This is a genomic window from Roseateles sp. L2-2 (assembly GCF_050613215.1).
GTDB lineage: Bacteria > Pseudomonadota > Gammaproteobacteria > Burkholderiales > Burkholderiaceae_C > Roseateles > Roseateles noduli.
On the sequence record NZ_CP192509.1, the window covers coordinates 5,500,970 to 5,518,662 of the forward strand.

The following is a 17,693-nucleotide window of genomic DNA, read 5'->3' on the forward strand; positions in this document are numbered from 1 at the left end:
CGCTTGACCGGGCGTCAGGCCCGGTTCGTCAGTAATGCTCCGCGTCCGGCGGCGGAACGACCCATCCGTGTTTCCGGCTCTCGTAGACCGAGACGCTCGGCGCCGGGAAGCCCGGATCCGCGAACGCGCCGACGGGGATCGCGAGGAAGTCGGGCATCGCGTCCATCTCGTAGTAGACCGTCGCCCCGCAGGTCGGGCAGAAGTGGAACGTGGCGTTCGTACCTTCGTCGCCGGTGATCGTGTAGGTCGACGACACGCCGGACGGGGCCACGTCTTGACGACGGAAGCGGGCCTGCTCGGCGAAGGGGCCGCCCGTCCTGCGCTGGCAGTTCAGGCAGTGGCAGATGGAGATGCGGACGGGCTCGCCCACGACCTGGGCCGTGAGCCGGCCGCAGCTGCAGGAAGCCAGGCGTTGCGTCATGGGGAAATCCTCGCGGGGTTTCAGCCATCTTGCCACGCCCGCGCCGCCGCCCACGGCAGCCGTCCATCCACCGCATACGCCCCGCCGCCGCGCACCACGACGTAGGCCGCCAGCACGGCCATCAGCACGGGGTACTCGATGCCCCGGTCGATCCACGGCCAGGTCGGGCCGAGCGCGACGCAGATGCCGATCATCTCCAGCGCGAACGCGAGCGCCACCCAGCGCGTGCACAAGCCGATGGCCAGCGCCACCGCGCCGACCGTCTCCAGCAGCATGACGAGGACCGCCAGCTGTGGCGCGAAGGGCAACCCCATCACCTGGTCGATGAGCCGGATCGAGCCCGCCATCGGATCCGCCATCGAGCCGTGCGAAGTCCCGAGCGCCTTCGGCAGGCCGTGCGTGAACAGGATGGCGCCGAAGGCGAAGCGCAGCAGCGCGTAGGCCGCCGGTTCGAGGCGCGCCGCCAGGCCGCGCGGCGACGTCGCCCGTCGGGAGACCGGAAAGGAGGCTGTGGCCATCGGTGAACTTTCGAGTTGCAGGTCGGCTGCATTCTTCGGATCCGCGGCTCGCGGGTCGATCAGCGCGCGCGAGCATGTGAATTCAACGCAGCCCAACAATGCCCGCCCCGAGTCGTCGCAGACCGGTCACGTCCGCAACACGGCGATACCTCCGCGCCTTCGCCGACGCGCCGCACAACCGCTTGTTTCCAACGAAGCGAAGTTCCGAGGGTATTCCCGGAAGACTTGGTGAAAGCGCTTTCACATAGTGGTGCGCCTCCCTTTCCACACCACTGACTCAGAGGAGATCCCATGACACGCTGGATTCGATCACTCGCCGCGGTCGCGCTCGCCCTGACGGGCGTCGCGGCGCAGGCACAGAACTGGCAACTCGTCTGGCAGGACGAGTTCACCAACGGCATCGGCCCGCAATGGCGTTTCGAGACCGGCACCGGCTCGGGCGGCTGGGGCAACAACGAGCTGCAGTACTACCGGCGCGAGAACGCGACCATCGAGAACGGCCAGCTCGTCATCACCGCCAAGCGCGAGGACTTCGGCGGCATGCGCTACACGTCGGCGCGCATGACCACGCAAGGCCTGGCCCAGTTCAAGTACGGCCGCATCGAGGCGCGCATCAAGGCCCCGTCGAGCTCGGGCATGTGGCCCGCGTTCTGGATGCTGGGCAGCAACATCACCTCCGTCGGCTGGCCCGCGTCGGGCGAGATCGACATCATGGAACACGTGAATGCCGATTCGGACATCCACGGCACCATCCATTGGCAGGGCCCGGACGGCGGCCACGCGTCCTACGGCGGCCACACGGCCAACAACGTCGCGGACTATCACATCTACGCCGTGGAGTGGGATGAGAAGGCGATCCGCTGGTTCGTCGACGGCCGCCAGTTCCACGTCGCCGACATCACCAACAGCGTCAACAGCACCGAGGAATTCCATCGCGACTTCTTCCTGCTGCTGAACCTGGCGGTGGGCGGCAACTGGCCGCAATGGAACATCGACGAGAGCAAGCTGCCCGCGAAGATGTACGTGGACTACGTGCGCGTCTACAAGAAGGACGCGGGCACGGCGTTCTCGACGACGCTGCAGGCGGCCAACTTCGCGCTGCAGTCGGGCATGCAGCTCGAAGCGTCGACGGAAGGCGGCCAGAACCTCGGCTGGATCGAGACCGGCGACTGGGCGGTGTGGAACCTCAACCTGCCGCAGGGCGGGACCTACACGGTCGAGTACCGCGTCGCCAGCCTGAACGGCGGCGGCGCCCTGCAGCTGGAGATGGCCGGCGGCGCCCCGGTGTACGGCGCGCTGAACGTGCCGTCGACCGGCGGATGGCAGAACTGGACGACGATCTCGCACCGCGTGACGCTGCCGGCCGGCCAGCAGCAGATCGCCGTGAAGGCCAACGGTCCGGGCTGGAACCTGCGCTCCGTGAAGATCACGAAGTCGTGATGCAATGCGGCGGATGTCTCCCGTCCGCCGCGTTGATCCACCGACCGACAGCCGACTCGCGCCGAGCTACGCCGGCGCGAATCTCGCCGACGCCTTCGCCATCGCGCTCTCGGACAACGCGCCCGACGACGCGATGGCGTTGGCGCGTGCGACGCTCGCGGATCCGCCGTGGTGGTTCCGCGCGCTGCTCGCGATCCGCGATGCGGCGGTGAAGCCGCTCGGGCTGAAGACCTCGGCCGCGATGCGACATCACCTCGACGAGATCGGCGTCGAGCACGTCGACATCTTCCGCGTGCTGTCCTCGACCCGCGACGAAGCGATCTTCGGCGAGCAGGACCAGCACCTCGATTTCAAGCTCTCCATCCTCATCCGCCGCGTCGACGGCCCGAGCGCCGGATCGACACGTCGCGAAGCGATCGCGACCACCGTCGTGAACTGCCACAACCGGCTCGGACGCTTCTATCTCGCGCTGATCCTGCCGGGGCACGTGCTGGTCGTGCGCTCGCATCTGAAAGCCGCGGCGAAGCGCTTCGGACGGCCCGCCGCGGATTCCGGCGCCTGATCCGTCAGAATCAGTCCGTCATCGGACCAGCGGAAGCGGGGGCAAGATGGACTGGCGATGGAAGGTGGGCCGACAGGCCATCCTCACGCGGCTGCCGTTCGGTCGGCTTCTGCGGGTCACGAAGCGCAGGCTCGTGGGCTACCGGCCCGATCCGGACAACCTCAGCGACACGCTCAAGAACTGGTCGCAGATGCGGGCGGCGCTGTCGCACACGGGCGGCTCGATCGAGGGGGCCACGGTGCTGGAGATCGGCACGGGCTGGTTCCCGACCATTCCGATCCTGCAGTGCCTGCAGGGTGCGAAACACGTCTACATGTCCGACCTCAACGCGCATCTGGACGATGTCAGCTTCGCCGCGACGCTGGACTTCCTGCGGCGGGTGGATCCCGCCAACCAGCGCCTGCGCGAGATCCGGTCGCGCAAGGACCTCCCGCTCACCTACCTCGCGCCTTTCGACGTGAACGCGCTGGCGGATGGATCGATCGACCTCGTGACCTCGCGGACCGTGCTGGAGCACATCCCGCCGGACGTGCTGGTGCAGCTGCTCAAGTCCCTGCGTCCCAAGCTCTCCGCGCGCGGTCGCATGGTGCATCTGGTGGATCACTCGGACCACCTGGAGCATGCGGACAAGTCGATCAGCAAGATCAACTTCCTGACCTGGCCCGAGCGCAAACATGCGTGGGTCAATCGCCTGACGCGCGAGGGCGAGAACCGGCTGCGGCACCACGAGTACCCGCCGCTCTTCGCGGCGGCCGGCTACCGCCTGACGCTGGAGCAGGACAAGGTCCACGAGCCCACCCGGCAGCTGGCGAAATCGCTGCCTTTACAGCGTCGTTACGCGACCATGACGCCGGAACAACTGGCGACGATGTCGTCCCTCTACGTGCTGGAACCCTGAGGCCTGGCGGCCTGCGCGCCCAGGCGCGTTTTGCGCACAAATGCGCACTCCGCGACCCACCCGAGTGTGGGGGAGCGCACATTCCACGCGACCGATCTCGAAATAATTCAGGGGACAAGAGATCAGACGCGCCCGTGGCCGGAGAGCTGCGGAGCAGGCCAGTGCGCCGGGAGGGATTCCAGATGACGACGATCGAACTCGGGGGCACCGCCCTCGCGGATGGGCATGCGCCTGCCATCGCGGCGCCGTTCCCTCGCGTGTCCATCGTCGTCCCCGCGTACAACGCCGCGGCGGAGCTGGGCGAGACCCTCCGCAGCGTCCTGGCCAGCACCTTCACCGACTTCGAGCTCATCGTCATCGACGACGGATCGAGCGACGCCACGTCCGAGGTCGCCAAGGCCTTCGGCGATCCGCGCGTGCGCGTGATCCGGCACGACAACCGCGGCATGTCCGCCACGCGCAATGCGGGCCTGGCGATGAGCCGTTCCGAATTCGTCGCGCTGCTGGATGCGGACGACGTCTGGCATCCGGAGAAGCTGGCGCTGCAGGTGGCCGCGCTGGAGGAGCGCCCCGAGGTGGACCTCTGCTTCACCGAGTTCCGCGAGTGGCACGGCGAAGCCGCGCCCGACTTCTTCGCGCGCGCCGCGGAGCGCTCGACCGATCCGCGTCTGACCGGCTGGATCTATCCGCGGATGGTCATGACCAACTTTGCGCTGCCCTCGTCGGTGCTGTATCGACGCCGGCTCGCGGACCGCCTCGGTCCGTTCCGTTGCGACGACCACCAGACGGACGACTGGGAGTACTTCACTCGCGCCGCGAGGCTCACCGCGGCGGTCAAGCTCGCGATGCCGCTGGTGCTGTACCGGCAGCGCGCGGCTTCGCTCTCCAAGCGGGTGGCGCGACGCAACTCGACCGAGCTCATGCGCGATCAGCTGGTCGAGCGCTTCGGTCTGGAGTGCCCGCACGGCGGTCCCGTCGATCGCGAGGAACTCGCGCGGCGTCGCCGCGTCGGCCACCTGCACCACGCCGATGCCAACGTCGCGCGCGGCAGCCTGACGACGGGCCTGCTGGGATTCGGCCGTCTGCTCGCGCGCGGCCCGCGCCGCCGCGATGTGGCCCTCACGCTGGCCAAGTCGCTGCGCCGTCGAGTGATCAATCAATTCAGGCGCTGAACGTCGCCGGACGTCGCTGGACGATCGCCCTCCGGCAATCGCAAGCTCACCGTGCCGGCACAGCGCGCCGGTTCGGGCACCATCGAACGTTTCGCCCCGGCGAGCCGACTGTGTCCCCTTCGTCATTCACCGCCGGCGGGGCATGGCCATTCCTTCTCGATCGACGGGCACTCCGGTGGCCTCCGTCGTGTTCACCACCTACAACCAGCCCGCATGGTTGCGTCTCGCGCTGCTGGGCTTTGCAGCGCAGGATCGCAGCGACTTCGAACTCATCGTGGCCGACGACGGTTCGGGACCCGAAACGCGAGCGGTCATCGAGGCGTTGCGCCCGCAGCTCCCCGTCTACGTCCGCCATGTCTGGCAGCCCGACGACGGGTTCCGCAAATGCCGCATCCTGAACGCGGCCTTGCGTCTGGTGAGTTCCGACTACGTGATCGTCACCGACGGCGACTGCGTCCCTCGCGCGGACTTCGTGTCGACCCACCTGCGTCTGCGCGAAGCGCGCCGCTTCCTGTCCGGCGGCTACTTCAAGCTGCCGATGCAGGTGAGCCAGGCCGTCTCCGCCGAAGCCATCGCGTCAGGCCAGTGCTTCAGCCTGTCCTGGCTGTACGGACACGGCCTGCCGCGGACGATACGGAGCTGGCGCCTGGGCGTCGGCAGGGGCTGGGGTCGCGTATTGGACCGGATCGTCCATTGCTCGTTGACCTGGAACGGCCATAACGCCTCAGGCTGGCTGGAGGACATCCTGCGCGTCAACGGCTTTGATGAGCGCATGGGTTATGGCGCGGAAGACGTGGAAATGGGCGACCGCCTGTATCGCAGCGGGGTGACCGGCAAACGGATCCGCTACCGCACGCCGGTGCTCCATCTCGACCATCCGCGCGGTTACGACCAGCCGGAAATACGAGCGATGAACAAGCGCCTGCGCGAACGCGGGCGCGAGGAGCACCTCCTGTGGACGCCCCATGGCATCGCCCAGCTCAGCCGGGATTCGCCCCCGCTTCTTGCGCCTTCCGCCCCGCCGTGAGCCACAGGATCACCGCGAACACCGCGCCGCCGACGCTGGCGAGTCCGAAGAACAGCATCATCGATTCATACCCGGCGGGGTTCTGCGCGCTGGCGCCGGCGCGGTCGTTGAGCCAGCCGGCGACGAGATTGGCGCCGGCGATGCCGGCGTTCTGCGCGACCCACATCAGGCCGATGGCGGTGCCGAAGCGCGACGGCGACACGAGCTTGCTGGCCAGCGGCCACATCACCGCGGGCACCAGCGAGAAGCTCACGCCGATCAGCGCCGTGGCGACCCAGAGGCTGGTCGACGTCAACGCCATCGTCGCCAACGCGATGGGCAGCAGCACCGCGCCGAACGCGAGGAACGGCGCATAGCGACCGACGCGGTCGCACAGCCAGCCGAAGGCCGGCGTTGCGAAGACGGCGGCGAGGAAGACATAGCTGTTCATCGCGCCCGCGGCGGCCAGGTCCAGGCCGTGGGCATGCTGGAAGTACTTGATCGAGAACGTGCTGCGGAACGCGAGGATCACCGAGTACCAGAGCACGCACAGCGTGAGCAGATACCAGTAGGCCTTGCCGAAGTGCAGCAGGTCGCGCCAGACGAAGGGCTGCGCCTGCTGCTCGATCTCGCCCTTGGCGGAAGCGGCGACACGTCGGTCCATCGCCCAGTAGGCCAGCGCCGCCGCGAACGAGGCGGCCGCCATCGCCGCGGCGATCATCAGCGGCGGTTGCCAGCCTTGCGCGTAGGCATGGGGGAACCAGGTCGGCGACATGTCGGAGGAGAACGAGCCCAGGCGGCCGATGGACAGCGCCAGTCCCATCGAGAACGCCACGTTGCCGCCGACGAAGTACTGCGCCAGCGCGGCCAGCGTGGCGATGCCGAAGGTCTCGGCGCCGATGCCGAACAGCAGCCGCCCGGCGGCCATGCCGGCGAAGTTCGGGCTGAGCGCGGTCAGCAGCGCGCCGAGCAGGCAGATCGAGGCGGTCCACACGGTCATGCGCGCGGCGCCGAAGCGGTCGACGAGCACGCCGCCGACGAGGATCAGCACGACGTTGGGCAGGCTGTAGATCGCGTTGAGCAGGCCGATCTGCTGGTCGCTGAAACCACGCTGGCTCTGCAGCGCATCGGCGACGGGGCCGATGGAGTCGTAGACGTAGTAGTTGCCGTACAGCGACGCCGCGATCAGCGCGCACACCAGCCACGCGACGGCGCGGCTCGGGGACTTGTCGTTCATGAGGAAGGCCTCGGGGATCTTGTGCGGTCGCGGGGGACCGAAGGGGCGGATTCTCGCCTCCCCCTCGTAACCGCCCGTAAAGCTGCCGTCAGGACGCGACATTCAGCGACGCAGACACCCATCGGTGGGGGCCGGGTTCGCCCGCAATTGCGATAAGGTCCGGGCCGTTCCCGCAGCCGTTGCGTTCAGGAGATCCCTCATGGCACTCACGCGTTCCTTCGCCTCCATCGGTCCTTCCCTGCCCCGCGTGGGCGGCGTGATCGCCGCTTGCGTCGCCGTGGCGATGCTCGCCGGGTGCGGCAAGCAGGGCGCGACGCTGGGCGACGGCAGCTCGGAGATCACCGGCTCCGCCGGCCCGGCCGGCGCCAACAAGGCCAACCGCGAACTGATGAAGTGCGATGCGCCGGTCGCGACGCTGTCGCTGATGGAGAACCCCAACGGCTACACGATCAGCGCGCCCAACGGCCTGCCGAATTCGCCGCTGCCGCTGGTGCGGCTGCTCGCGCAGCAGAGCGGCTGCTTCCGCGTGGTCGACCGGAATTCGGGCCTGAAGGCCACGATCCGGGAGCAGGAGCTGAAGGACTCCGGCATCCTGCGCAAGGAAGGCAGCACCGTGCAGAAGGGCAAGGGCTATGAAGCGCAGTACACACTGATCCCGAGCCTGACCTTCAGCGAGCAGGACGCGGGCCGTCAGGTCGGCGGCATCCTCGGGATGATTCCCGTGCTCAACAAGTTCGTCGGCGCGGCCGAGCACATCAAGCTCAAGGAAGCGCAGGTCGCGCTGCTGCTGACCGACAACGAGACGACAGAACAGGTCGCCGCCGCGACGGGCTCGGTGCGCGTCACCGACCTCGGCATGGGCGGGCTCGTGCTGGGCAAGCTCGGCGGCGCCGCGGGCGCGGGCTGGGCCAACAGCAATGAAGGCAAGGTCATCGCCGCGGCGTTCCTCGACGCGCACAACCAGCTCGTCGTCCAGGCCCGCATGCTGCAGGCCAAGGACCTGCCGGATCCGGTGCCGATGAAGAAGGCCGGGGACGCGAAGAAGGCGGCCGCGGGCGCTTGAGTCGATCGCTACGGCGCTGAGAAAGCTTCAGTACTTCAACCGCCGCTGGCCCTCACCCCTGCCCTCTCCCGCAAGCGGGAGAGGGAGTAAGTCGGGCGCCCACGCTCGCAAGCGCGAGAGATCCTTCAGGCCGGCTCGGTGCATTCTCGCTCCCTCTCCCGCTTGCGGGAGAGGGTGGGGGTGAGGGCCAGCGGCCGCGGCAGTGCTGAGGCCCTGTCGGCAGATCGGACTAGGCCTCGAGCCGAAGCTGCCCAAACGCGGCCGGCACATGGAAGTTTGGCCGCTCGCTCCCCGTCGGATTCCACGCGCTGAACTGCCGCGACTCCTTGTTCCCTTCGATGCGGAACAGGTTGATCCGCCAGCCGTCGAGCGACTGCGCGTTGCGCGGCATCGGCACAACAAGCTCGGCCGTCCACATGCGGTGGTATTCATCCACCGTCGTACGCGCCAGGCTCTCACCGATGAAGCGCTTGCGGCCCTGCCCGCGCACCTCCAGGTCCATCGTCAAGCCGTTCGGCGAGACCTCGACCTCGCGGTAGCGGTCCGTGCCCGCATCCTGCGGCGCCTGCAGGAACACCTCGACCACGTCGCGTTCCCACAGCGGCCAGATGTCCGTCGCGGAGACCTCGCGCTCATACGTCGTCAGCGCGTTGTAGCGGCTGTTGAAGCGCAGGTGCAGCGCACCGTCCGCATGCAGCAGCTGCACGCGCGTCGACTGCGTGCCGGTCAGCGGGCGACCGCGCCAGTCGTGCGCGAAGAACAGCGCCGGCGCCTCTTCCCACGCCGAAGCCAGCGCGAAACCGTCGCGTCCGATCAGCCGAGACGGCAGCCGCGCGGCGCGCGCCAGGGGGCGCTCGATCGCCGAAGTCAGCACCGCCTCGATCAGCAGGTTCTCCTTGAAGCTCACCTTCAGCGTCGGCTTCGCCGCGTCGACCGATCCCAGGTCCGTGCCGTTCACGAAATCTCGGATCCTCCACACGCCCGGGCCGAGCCCGCGCAGCGTCACCGTGCCGTCGAAAGTCGGCGCGTAGAACGCGTAGTGCATCACCCCGTTCTTCTCGACGACGTGCGTCTCGGGCTTGTCGAACGCGATGTCGTAAAGCTCGCCGCGATAGGCGCCGTCGGACAGGCCCTTGGCGTTGTGCGCCGTGATCCACTTGCGCCAGTGCGTCTCGCGCTCGGGCGTGAGCAGGAAAGAATCCTTCGGCTTCGGATCCTCCGGCCACGTGAACTTGGTCGACACCACGCCGCCGACGCCCACCGCGGACGCGAAGTCCATGCCGCCGGTCGACAGCTCGACGTGATCGCCGGCATACGCCGACCAGCGTCCCATCTGCGCCTTCAGTGCCTTGCCCTTGTGCCGCACCTGCCAGCTCGACAGCGGGTCCGACGCGGGCGCCTGGTCGATCCACGGCATGTTGTGGAACGCGTAGCTCGTGCCGCAGGGGCAGACCTCGACCACGGCTTCCGGATTCACCGAGTGGCAGGCCTCGAACATCACGCGGTAGAAGTCCGCCATGTGCTCGTACGAGTCCTCGGGCCTCTTGTGCTGGTGCTTCGGGTTGAAGCACGACGCGACGCCGTTCAGGTGCTGGCCGTCGACCTTGACGCCGTCGAAGCCCCACTCCTGGATGATCTTGCGGAACATCGCCGCGGTGCGCTCCTGCGTGCCCTTCGCGCCCGGGCACAGGTAGAGGCAGTTCCACCACGTGATCATCTGCGGCGCGCCGTTCTGGTCGAGCAGCAGCAGATCCGCGTGTTCATGCAGCTCGTCGCTGCCCGGCGCCACCGCCAGCGGCGCGATCCACAGTCGCGCCTTCATGCCGCGCGCATGGATGTCGGCGACCAGCGCCTTCATGTCCTCCTCGCCGCGCGGGAACTTCTTGAGATCGATGTCGAACCAGTCGCCCGTCTGGCGCTGCCAGCCATCGTCGAGCACCGCCCACTTCAGGCCGAGCTCCTGCGCCTTCGGCAGCGTGGCGCGCACGCGCTCCAGCGAGAAGTCGCGCTCGTAGCCCCACGCGCACCAGACCGCGTCGTGGGCGCTGCGCGGCGGCTCCGGCGCGGCCAGGCCCTGCGCATTCATCAGCCGCCGGTAGCGGTCCAGCGGCACGAAGCAATCACCCTCGTGCACCGCGACGAAGGCCAGCGGCAGCGCCAGCGTCTCGCCCGGTGCGAGCGTGCGCGGCTCGTCGCCGCGCAGTGCGATGTCGACCTGCTCACCCACCGCCTTCACCGGCAACGAGACCAGACGCGGCAGCTTGTCCAGATGGCCGACCGCGACGCCGAGGTCGCGCCGCCACACGTCCACGAGCGGCGTGCCGCCGCCGTAGTCGGACGAATCCATGCCGAGGAAGTTGCGCTGCTCGAAGCCGCGCTTGACCGGCTGCATCCAGTCGCGCCGGTCCGTGTGCGTGGAGCCCGAATAGGTCCACCACCCACCCGCGTGTCGCGGCGCCGCCAGCAGGCGGTGCGACGCGACGGTCCAGCCCTGGACCATCAACGGCTTGTCGGAGCGGTTGATGAAAGCCACCTCGATCAACGCGACGCCGGGATGCTCGTCGAGCAGCGTCACCGTCATCGTCTTCTCGACGGCGGCGCCTTCAGCCTTGCCGGTGAGGGTCAGGCGTTGTCCCGCGCCAAACGGCGTGGCACCGCTGCTCGGCACCGCGCTCGTCAACGCGAAGCGTTCGAGCGTCCGGGGCGTCGTCGCCGGGGGCGCGCCGGCCGCTTCCGCGCCGAGCAGCGCGGCACCGGCCGCCACGGGTTTCAGTTCCGCGATGACGAGCTGCTCACCCGCATCGAAGCCGGTCAGCGCCAGCGGACGCGCACCGCCGAGCCGGACGATCCGGCTGCGCATGCGTTCATCGAATTGCAGCGAGAGCCGCTCGTCCTGCAGCCGCACGTGGCCGCGTCCGAGGTCGGCCGACCGCGCCGCCGCGGCCGCACCGGGCGAGGCGACTGTCGCGGCCAGCGCCAGCTTCGGCGTGATCGTCGCGACCGGAGCCGCCCCCAGCCACTGGAGGAACGCGCGGCGCCCGGTCATTGAGCCGCCTTCCAGGCGGTCGGGAAGCTCCGCTCGGCGTTGAGGTGGTACAGCTTGTCGACGACGGCCTTGGGCAGGCCCAGGCCCTTCACCGGTTTCTTGAGATCGGACACCTTGAACGACTCCTCCGTGTTGAAGTAGCGCCAGTGCATGCGCCACACCGGCTCGACTTCCTTCAGCAGCTCGGCCCCCGATTGTTGCGGCGGTTGCGAGACGTCGGTGCCGTACATCAGACGGTCCTGGTACTTGATCATGAAGGCGCGCACCTTGGCGCGGTCCAGCTGGCTCTGGTACTGCAGCTGCCCGATGCGCGCGGCCAGGTCGACCTTGGCCAGCGGGAAGCGGTCCAGGAACGCGGCCAGCTCGTCGACGTTGCGCTCCAGCGAGGCCATGTGCATGCCGATGAACTTCAGCTTCGGATGCGCCGCCACCATGCGGTCGCGCGCGGCCATCTGGTCTTCCCAGCTCGGCATCTCCGGATGCAGCGCCATGTGGTACTGCGGATGGTGCGCGAAATATTCGCGGTCGTTGATGACCGTCATCTTGTCCAGCGGCAGCCAGCAGTTGTGCGGCTCGCCCTGGTGACCGAGCATCGTGATGCCCTTGTCCTCGAAATACGTGAACAGCGGCGTGAAGCGCGCGTCGTCGATCATGACGAGCTTGCCCTGCTTGTCGCGCAGGCTCATGCCGATGTTCTTCCACACCTTCACGCCGACCGCGCCGGCGCGCAGGCCGGCATCGACGCGCTGTTTCGTCGCGTCGAGCCAGCCCGGTTGATCCGAGGTGTCCGACGAGAAGCTCACCGCCCAGGCCACGTCCGCCGGACGCGCCTTGCGCAGCTCGATCGCCGCCTGCTGCTGCTCGTCCAGCGGCGGGAAGTCCGGGTAGTCGACGTTGATCGTCAGCACCTTGAAGCCGAGCTGGCGCGCGGCGTCGATGAACGCCGGATCGGCGTTGTGCAGATGCACGTGCGAATCGATCTTCGGGACCTTCGCGAAGTCCGCCATCGTGTAGCGGTCTCCGTCGTTGTCCTTGGACGTCGGTGCCGCCAGGACGCCGGAGGAGGCGGCCATCGCGACGGCCGTCAGTGCGGCGCTCAGCAGGGCCGGCAGCGCGGCGCGGACGGGAGTTCTCGTCATGTGGGTCATTGGATCAACAACTGTGGAAGCAGTGGAGGAAGGTCAGTTGCAGCTGTAGCGGTAGGCGTCGTCCAGGTCCAGCGGCAGCACCAGCGTGCGGATCTTCGCGGCGGTCATCTTCGTGCAGAGCTTGTCACGCGCGCCGTTGGTGTTCTTCTTGTACTTGGAGGCGTACTCCGCGTTGAACACGGGCTTGTTCTTGCTCGTGAACACCGAGTAGCCGCCGCACTCGTCGTACTGGTTGCACTGCTCGTTGACGGCCATGTCGAAATACGGCTCCAGCTGCGCCAGCTGGTCGACGTCGTTCTTCAGCGCGATGGCCAGGCCGCGGCCGTGGGCGGCGTTGGCGAGGTACTTGTTGTAGTCGAGCTGCGTCGCGGCCGTCAGCGGGAAGCCGGTCGCGTTGGTGTAGCCGTCGACGTTGTCCGGCTCGACGCCGTCGCAGCCCTTGGACACCGCCAGGTCGAGGCGGCTGAGCATCACCGCGCGCACGTTGGCCGAGCGGGTGTCCAGCCACTTCTCGCCGGCCCAGCCGTCCAGCGCCTTGCCCATGTCGGCGGCGTTGAAGCTGCCGAAGTCGGCGCGCCAGTTCTCCGAGCTGCCGGCGGAGAAGTAGCAGACGACCTTGCGGCCCTGCGCCTTCAGCCCGGCGATGGTCTGCGCGGTGGTGTCGAAGAGGTCGATGTCGTACACGGCCACGTTGTAGCCGGTGTTGAGCGTGCCCGTCAGTTGCCACTGCCAGGTCGTGTTCACGCCGGGCTTCCACCACGACTGCGCTTGCGCGCCGGTCGCGGCGGTGAGACCCAGCGCCAATGCGGCGGCGGTGGCGAGGCCGGTGGCCATCGAACGGATCAGCGATCGTTTCATGAGTTCTCCTGGGATGCGGCCGGCAACGCGGCCTGCTTGTTGTGGAACGCCCAACGTCCTCTCAAGAACATCCCGATTCGAATACGGCGACCGGATGACGCCGGCTGGATGGCCCAGTCCGGCGTCTCCCGTCTGTCCTGCTTGCTTGTCTGGCCGCTTGTCTTGCTGCTTCTTTTTTCCAGCGGTCTGCTGGTCTGTTCTTCTTCGATCAGCGCAGCGTCAGAACTTGATGCTCGCCCCGAGCGTGAACGCCCGGCCCCAGCGGTTGTAGCCCTGCGGCAAGGTGATGTTGCCGTCGCCCAGCGTGTACTCCTGCTTGGCGTCGGTGAGGTTGCGGCCCTCGATGGAGACGCGCAGCCACTTGTTGACGTCGTACGCGGCCTGCGCGGTCAGCCAGGTGATGGCCTTGGCGCGCTCGTTGAAGCCCGGGCCGATCACGTTGATCGCGGACACGAACTCGTCCGTGTGGTCGGCCGTCGCGCTGATGCTCCACGGGCCCTTCTCGTACAGCACGCCCAGCGACGAGGTCGCCGGCGCGATGCCTTCCAGCGGGCGCTTCTCGCCGCCCACCCAGCTGTCGGAGCGGTTGCGCGTGTACTGCGCCCGCACGCCGAAGCCGTTGTCCCACAGGTGCTGGAAGCCGATCTCCATGCCGCGGACCTTGGCCTTGTCGCCGTTGATGGGCTTCATCACGTTGAACAGGTGACCCGGCACGCCGATGTCGACGCCGGTAGTCCAGCTGGTGGTGATCTGGTTCTTGATGTCCTTCTGGAACACCGCGAAGGTCAGCGCCGAGTTGCGCGCGTAGTACCACTCCAGCGAGGCGTCGTACTGCTTGGCGCTGTAGGGCTTCAGGTCGGCGTTGCCGCCGAAGACCTGCGTGAAGTCGCCCCAGGCGACGCTGGCCGTCGTGCTCGTCGGCGCGAGCTGCTCGACCGACGGCCGCGCCATCGTCTTGGCCGCGCCCAGGCGCAGCTGCAGCTTGTCGGTGAAGTGCCAGACGAAGTTGGCCGACGGCAGGCCGTAGGTGTACTCGGCGTCCTGGCTGATCTCGGTCGGGTCCGCGTAGTGGGCCGTGTAGTTGAACGGGCCGTTCTCGGTCAGGCCGTCGATCTTGGCGTCCCAGGCCTTGGCCGTCGTCTTGGTCTTGACCAGGCGCACGCCGATGTCGGCGTTCCACTGCTCGCCGGAGAGGTCCGCCTCGACGAAGAAGGAGGTCGTCTTCTCGCGCACTCGGTAGCTCTGCAGCGGGTTCCAGACCGGTGCGGCCTGGCTGAAGTCGTAGGTGCCGCCGTCCGGACGCGGCTTGCCGTTGTAGGCCTGCAGCGCCGCCAGGTAGTTGGGCACGTCGAAGCCCAGGAAGGTGCGCGGGAAGCTGCCGCTGACGCCGTTCATGAAGTTGGGCGGGCTCAGGTGCTCGTTGAGCACGTTGCCGCCGAGCTGGCCGACGTTGATCGCGTTGGTGCCGGAGTAGTAGTTCTCGCCGGCGTTGATCGCGTTGTCGACCAGGTCGCGGTTCTTGTCGCGCCGCGTGGCCTGCACGCCGAACTGGATCTGGTCGACGTTGAAGCGGTCCACCGCCAGCGTGCCGTTCAGCGTCAGGCCGCGGATCTTGTCGTCGATGTTGTCGCCGCTCAGGCCCAGGTAGTGGGTGTTGAAGTCGTTCGGACCGAAGGCGCCGCTGGCCAGGCCGCCGATCAGGTCGCGGCCGTCGGCGAAGGTGGTCTTGATGTCGGGCACCTGCGAGCCGGTCAGGTTCACCGTCGTCACGTTGGGCTGGTTCATGCGCAGCACCGTGTAAGTGTCCTGCCCGCCCGAATGCCGCTTGGAGCTCGACTGGTAGATATCGCCGTTGAACTTCAGCGACTCGGTCGCCTTCCACTCGGCGTTGATGCCGTAGACGGCGCTGTCGACGACGCGGTGCGTGGTCAGGTTCAGCAGCTCGGGGTTGAGCTGGTTGTCCGGATCGGCGCTGTCCATCGTGAAGCCGGTGACGACGCCGTTCTCGGTCTTGATGTTGGACCAGCGGCCCGGCGCGAACAGCGTGTAGAACGACTGCTGATAGCCGACCTGCGGCGAATTCAGCCGCGTCTTGATGCCGTCGACGGTGACCTTGAGCGCATCGCTCGGACGCCATTCGACCTTGCCCGAGAAGGCGGTGCGCTTCTTCTGTTCCTGGATGGTGCCGACGCGGAACTGGCCCGGGCCGATCAGGCCTTCCTCGTCCTTGTCCAGCACGCCGTTGCCGTTCGGATCGATGTTGCCGCCCCAGGCGTTGCCGGTCCAGTTGGCGGCCGGGTCGGAGATCGGGTTGCGCGTCCAGCCGCCGTCGTTGCCGGCGCTGTCGGTGCGGACCTTGCGGTCGGCGTAGACCACGCCGAAGAGCACGCCCAGTTCCTTGCCGAAGGTGTTGCTGTAGGTGGCCGACAGCTTGCCGCCGTTGAGCTTGGACATGGTGTTGCGGTCGCCTTCGACGCGCAGGATGCCGTGCTGGCCGGGCTGGTCGAAGGGGCTGGCGGAGCGCAGGTTCACCAGGCCGCCGATCGCGCCTTCCATCACCGAGGCCTGCGCCGACTTCACGACGTCGGCGCCGCTGATGATGTCCGAGGGCAGCACGTCGAACGCGAAGTCGCGGCCCTCGCCGTCGGTGGCCAGGATGCGGTTGTTGAAGGTCGTCAGCGTGTATTCGGGGCCCAGGCCGCGGACGCTGACCTTCTGGCCTTCGCCGCCGGCCGTGCGCGAGATCGACACGCCGGTGATGTGGCTCAGCGAATCGGCCACGTTGTCGTCGGGGAAGCGGCCCAGCTCGGTGGCGCTGATGCTGTCCTGCACGCCCGAGGCGCTGCGCTTGAGGTTCAGCGAGCGCTGCAGGCTGGCGCGGGTGCCGGTGATCTCGACGCGGTCGAGCGTCTGGTCGGCGTCCTTGGCCTTCGCGTCGGCCTTGGCGTCGGCCTTGACTTCGGCAGGCGCCGACGCGGCCGCGGCCGGCGGCTGGACCTGCGCCTGGGCCGCACCCATGGCGGTCAGCGCGGCGATCGCGGCGGCGGCGACGGGCCGCGGCGCAAAACCGGCGATCAGGAGGGAGGACAGGGGAGCTCGCATCTCAGGTTCCTTTTGTTGGCTTGTCCGCTGCCAGTCCTGGACCTCGACCGGCTTGCCGCAAGTCTACGTAGTCTTTCGATTAATTTCGCATATCGTTTTTACCGACGTTTATTCTTTCGAATTGATGACGGTCGAAAGAATTCGAGCAGCAAATTCTTACCAATGCACCTCGATAGCGCCTGACACGTTCGGGTTTTCCCGCGAAATGCGCCTGATCAGGGCCTCTCACGGTTTCTTCCGTTGTGTTTCCGCTTTCCTTCCCCTATTCTTTCGTTCGAAAGCTTCAGACGACCTTCAAGAAAGAAAGCGATCTCCATGCAACGCCATTGGCTGACCTATGCGCTGGTCACGACCCTGTTCTGGGGTGCGTGGGGCGCGCTGACGGGCTTGTCTTCCGAACGCGGCTTCCCGGACACGCTGGTCTACGTCGTGTGGGCGCTGACCATGATCCCGCCGGCCCTGTTCGTGCTGGCCCGCGCGGGCTGGCAGTTGCAGCGCGACCGCCGCGCCGTGATCCAGGGCCTGACGGTCGGGCTGCTGGGCGCGGGCGGGCAGATGCTGCTGTTCCGCGCGGTCGAGTCCGGGCCGGCCTACCTGATCTTCCCGATCGTGTCGCTGTCGCCGGGCGTCACCATCGCGCTGTCCTTCGGACTGCTGCGCGAGCGTACCGGCAAGCTCGGCGTCGCCGGCATCGTGCTGGCGCTCTTCGCCCTGCCGCTCTTCGACTACCAGCCCGGCCAGCAGAGCCAGGCGCTGGGACTGTGGTTCGCGCTGGCCATCGTCGTGATGGCCGCGTGGGGCCTGCAGGCCTACTTCCTGAAGACCGCCAACAACGCCGCCAGCGCGGAGAGCATCTTCTTCTACATGACCCTCAGCGCGCTGCTGTGCATCCCGGCCGCGCTGTGGATGACCGACTTCTCCAAGCCCATCCCCTGGGGCTGGGACGGTCCCGGCCTGGCGGCCTGCATCCAGGTGCTCAACGCGATCGGCGCGCTCACGCTGGTCTACGCCTTCCGCTACGGCAAGGCGCTCGTGGTCTCGCCGCTGGTCAACGCCGGCGCCCCGCTGCTGACGGCGCTGGCGTCGATGGCGATGAGCGGCGCCGCCCCCGGCGGTTTCAAGCTGGCCGGTGTCGCGCTGGCGCTGCTCGCCGCGCTGCTGCTGGCCCTCCAACCCGAAGGCGACGCCAAGACCTGACCCCCACGGCCCGGTCGCCCGCCCC

Annotated in this window: 14 protein-coding genes; 7 read left to right on the forward strand and 7 right to left on the reverse strand. The window is 67.9% G+C overall.

Going from position 1 to position 17,693, the window contains the following annotated elements:
• Window positions 1–28: 28 nt before the first annotated feature.
• Together ACQZ13_RS24570 and ACQZ13_RS24575 are read right to left on the reverse strand one after the other, a co-directional pair.
• The gene (locus ACQZ13_RS24570; protein ID WP_431048489.1) at window positions 29–421 is read right to left on the reverse strand and encodes a GFA family protein; all 393 of its coding nucleotides are present in this window, start codon (window positions 419–421) and stop codon (window positions 29–31) included.
• 20 nt (window positions 422–441) lie between these two features.
• Window positions 442–939 (reverse strand): DoxX family protein, encoded by a 498-nt coding sequence (locus ACQZ13_RS24575; protein ID WP_431048490.1) that lies wholly within the window; start codon window positions 937–939, stop codon window positions 442–444.
• Window positions 940–1,230: 291 nt separating this feature from the next.
• Between ACQZ13_RS24575 and ACQZ13_RS24580 the strand changes: the two genes are divergently transcribed.
• The 5 genes from ACQZ13_RS24580 to ACQZ13_RS24600 all read left to right on the forward strand — a co-directional run bounded on the left by ACQZ13_RS24580 (window position 1,231) and on the right by ACQZ13_RS24600 (window position 6,038).
• Window positions 1,231–2,379 carry a carbohydrate-binding protein gene (locus tag ACQZ13_RS24580; RefSeq protein ID WP_431048491.1) on the forward strand — a complete coding sequence of 383 codons (1,149 nt, stop codon included), beginning with the start codon at window positions 1,231–1,233 and terminating at the stop codon, window positions 2,377–2,379.
• A gap of 13 nt (window positions 2,380–2,392) precedes the next feature.
• Complete coding sequence (locus tag ACQZ13_RS24585; RefSeq protein ID WP_431048492.1) at window positions 2,393–2,941, forward strand: DUF2867 domain-containing protein; 549 nt, start codon at window positions 2,393–2,395, stop codon at window positions 2,939–2,941.
• Between the two features lie 46 nt (window positions 2,942–2,987).
• The gene (locus tag ACQZ13_RS24590) at window positions 2,988–3,839 is read left to right on the forward strand and encodes a class I SAM-dependent methyltransferase (RefSeq protein ID WP_431048494.1); all 852 of its coding nucleotides are present in this window, start codon (window positions 2,988–2,990) and stop codon (window positions 3,837–3,839) included.
• 182 nt (window positions 3,840–4,021) lie between these two features.
• Window positions 4,022–5,011 (forward strand): glycosyltransferase family 2 protein, encoded by a 990-nt coding sequence (locus ACQZ13_RS24595; protein WP_431048495.1) that lies wholly within the window; start codon window positions 4,022–4,024, stop codon window positions 5,009–5,011.
• Between the two features lie 142 nt (window positions 5,012–5,153).
• Window positions 5,154–6,038 (forward strand): glycosyltransferase family 2 protein, encoded by an 885-nt coding sequence (locus tag ACQZ13_RS24600; protein ID WP_431048496.1) that lies wholly within the window; start codon window positions 5,154–5,156, stop codon window positions 6,036–6,038.
• On the opposite strand, the gene ACQZ13_RS24605 is transcribed toward ACQZ13_RS24600, so the two are convergent.
• Complete coding sequence (locus ACQZ13_RS24605) at window positions 5,992–7,254, reverse strand: MFS transporter (RefSeq protein ID WP_431048497.1); 1,263 nt, start codon at window positions 7,252–7,254, stop codon at window positions 5,992–5,994. The genes ACQZ13_RS24600 and ACQZ13_RS24605 overlap by 47 nt on opposite strands.
• A 283-nt stretch (window positions 7,255–7,537) precedes the next feature.
• On the opposite strand from ACQZ13_RS24605, the gene ACQZ13_RS24610 reads away from it, so the two are divergent.
• On the forward strand, window positions 7,538–8,317 hold the full coding sequence (locus ACQZ13_RS24610) for a CsgG/HfaB family protein (RefSeq protein WP_231993321.1): 780 nt from the start codon (window positions 7,538–7,540) through the stop codon (window positions 8,315–8,317).
• A 229-nt stretch (window positions 8,318–8,546) separates the two neighbouring features.
• On the opposite strand, the gene ACQZ13_RS24615 is transcribed toward ACQZ13_RS24610, so the two are convergent.
• The 4 genes from ACQZ13_RS24615 to ACQZ13_RS24630 form a co-directional block, all read right to left on the reverse strand.
• Window positions 8,547–11,363, reverse strand: a complete 2,817-nt coding sequence (locus tag ACQZ13_RS24615) for an alpha-galactosidase (protein WP_431048498.1) — start codon at window positions 11,361–11,363, stop codon at window positions 8,547–8,549.
• Window positions 11,360–12,502 (reverse strand): amidohydrolase family protein, encoded by a 1,143-nt coding sequence (locus tag ACQZ13_RS24620; protein ID WP_431048499.1) that lies wholly within the window; start codon window positions 12,500–12,502, stop codon window positions 11,360–11,362. The genes ACQZ13_RS24615 and ACQZ13_RS24620 overlap by 4 nt, the downstream gene beginning before the upstream one ends.
• A gap of 42 nt (window positions 12,503–12,544) precedes the next feature.
• On the reverse strand, window positions 12,545–13,369 hold the full coding sequence (locus ACQZ13_RS24625) for an endo alpha-1,4 polygalactosaminidase (RefSeq protein WP_431048500.1): 825 nt from the start codon (window positions 13,367–13,369) through the stop codon (window positions 12,545–12,547).
• A gap of 219 nt (window positions 13,370–13,588) precedes the next feature.
• Window positions 13,589–16,471, reverse strand: a complete 2,883-nt coding sequence (locus ACQZ13_RS24630; RefSeq protein WP_431048501.1) for a TonB-dependent receptor — start codon at window positions 16,469–16,471, stop codon at window positions 13,589–13,591.
• Between the two features lie 315 nt (window positions 16,472–16,786).
• On the opposite strand from ACQZ13_RS24630, the gene ACQZ13_RS24635 reads away from it, so the two are divergent.
• Window positions 16,787–17,668 carry an EamA family transporter gene (locus tag ACQZ13_RS24635; protein ID WP_431048502.1) on the forward strand — a complete coding sequence of 294 codons (882 nt, stop codon included), beginning with the start codon at window positions 16,787–16,789 and terminating at the stop codon, window positions 17,666–17,668.
• Window positions 17,669–17,693 lie beyond the last annotated feature (25 nt).

Coding starts and splice junctions, on each gene's coding strand:
- ACQZ13_RS24570 (WP_431048489.1), bottom strand. CDS start 421: ATGACGCAACGCCTGGCTTCCTGCAGCTGCGGCCGGCTCACGGCCCAG.
- ACQZ13_RS24575 (WP_431048490.1), bottom strand. CDS start 939: ATGGCCACAGCCTCCTTTCCGGTCTCCCGACGGGCGACGTCGCCGCGC.
- ACQZ13_RS24580 (WP_431048491.1), top strand. CDS start 1,231: ATGACACGCTGGATTCGATCACTCGCCGCGGTCGCGCTCGCCCTGACG.
- ACQZ13_RS24585 (WP_431048492.1), top strand. CDS start 2,393: ATGTCTCCCGTCCGCCGCGTTGATCCACCGACCGACAGCCGACTCGCG.
- ACQZ13_RS24590 (WP_431048494.1), top strand. CDS start 2,988: ATGGACTGGCGATGGAAGGTGGGCCGACAGGCCATCCTCACGCGGCTG.
- ACQZ13_RS24595 (WP_431048495.1), top strand. CDS start 4,022: ATGACGACGATCGAACTCGGGGGCACCGCCCTCGCGGATGGGCATGCG.
- ACQZ13_RS24600 (WP_431048496.1), top strand. CDS start 5,154: ATGGCCATTCCTTCTCGATCGACGGGCACTCCGGTGGCCTCCGTCGTG.
- ACQZ13_RS24605 (WP_431048497.1), bottom strand. CDS start 7,254: ATGAACGACAAGTCCCCGAGCCGCGCCGTCGCGTGGCTGGTGTGCGCG.
- ACQZ13_RS24610 (WP_231993321.1), top strand. CDS start 7,538: ATGCTCGCCGGGTGCGGCAAGCAGGGCGCGACGCTGGGCGACGGCAGC.
- ACQZ13_RS24615 (WP_431048498.1), bottom strand. CDS start 11,363: ATGACCGGGCGCCGCGCGTTCCTCCAGTGGCTGGGGGCGGCTCCGGTC.
- ACQZ13_RS24620 (WP_431048499.1), bottom strand. CDS start 12,502: ATGACGAGAACTCCCGTCCGCGCCGCGCTGCCGGCCCTGCTGAGCGCC.
- ACQZ13_RS24625 (WP_431048500.1), bottom strand. CDS start 13,369: ATGAAACGATCGCTGATCCGTTCGATGGCCACCGGCCTCGCCACCGCC.
- ACQZ13_RS24630 (WP_431048501.1), bottom strand. CDS start 16,471: ATGCGAGCTCCCCTGTCCTCCCTCCTGATCGCCGGTTTTGCGCCGCGG.
- ACQZ13_RS24635 (WP_431048502.1), top strand. CDS start 16,787: ATGCAACGCCATTGGCTGACCTATGCGCTGGTCACGACCCTGTTCTGG.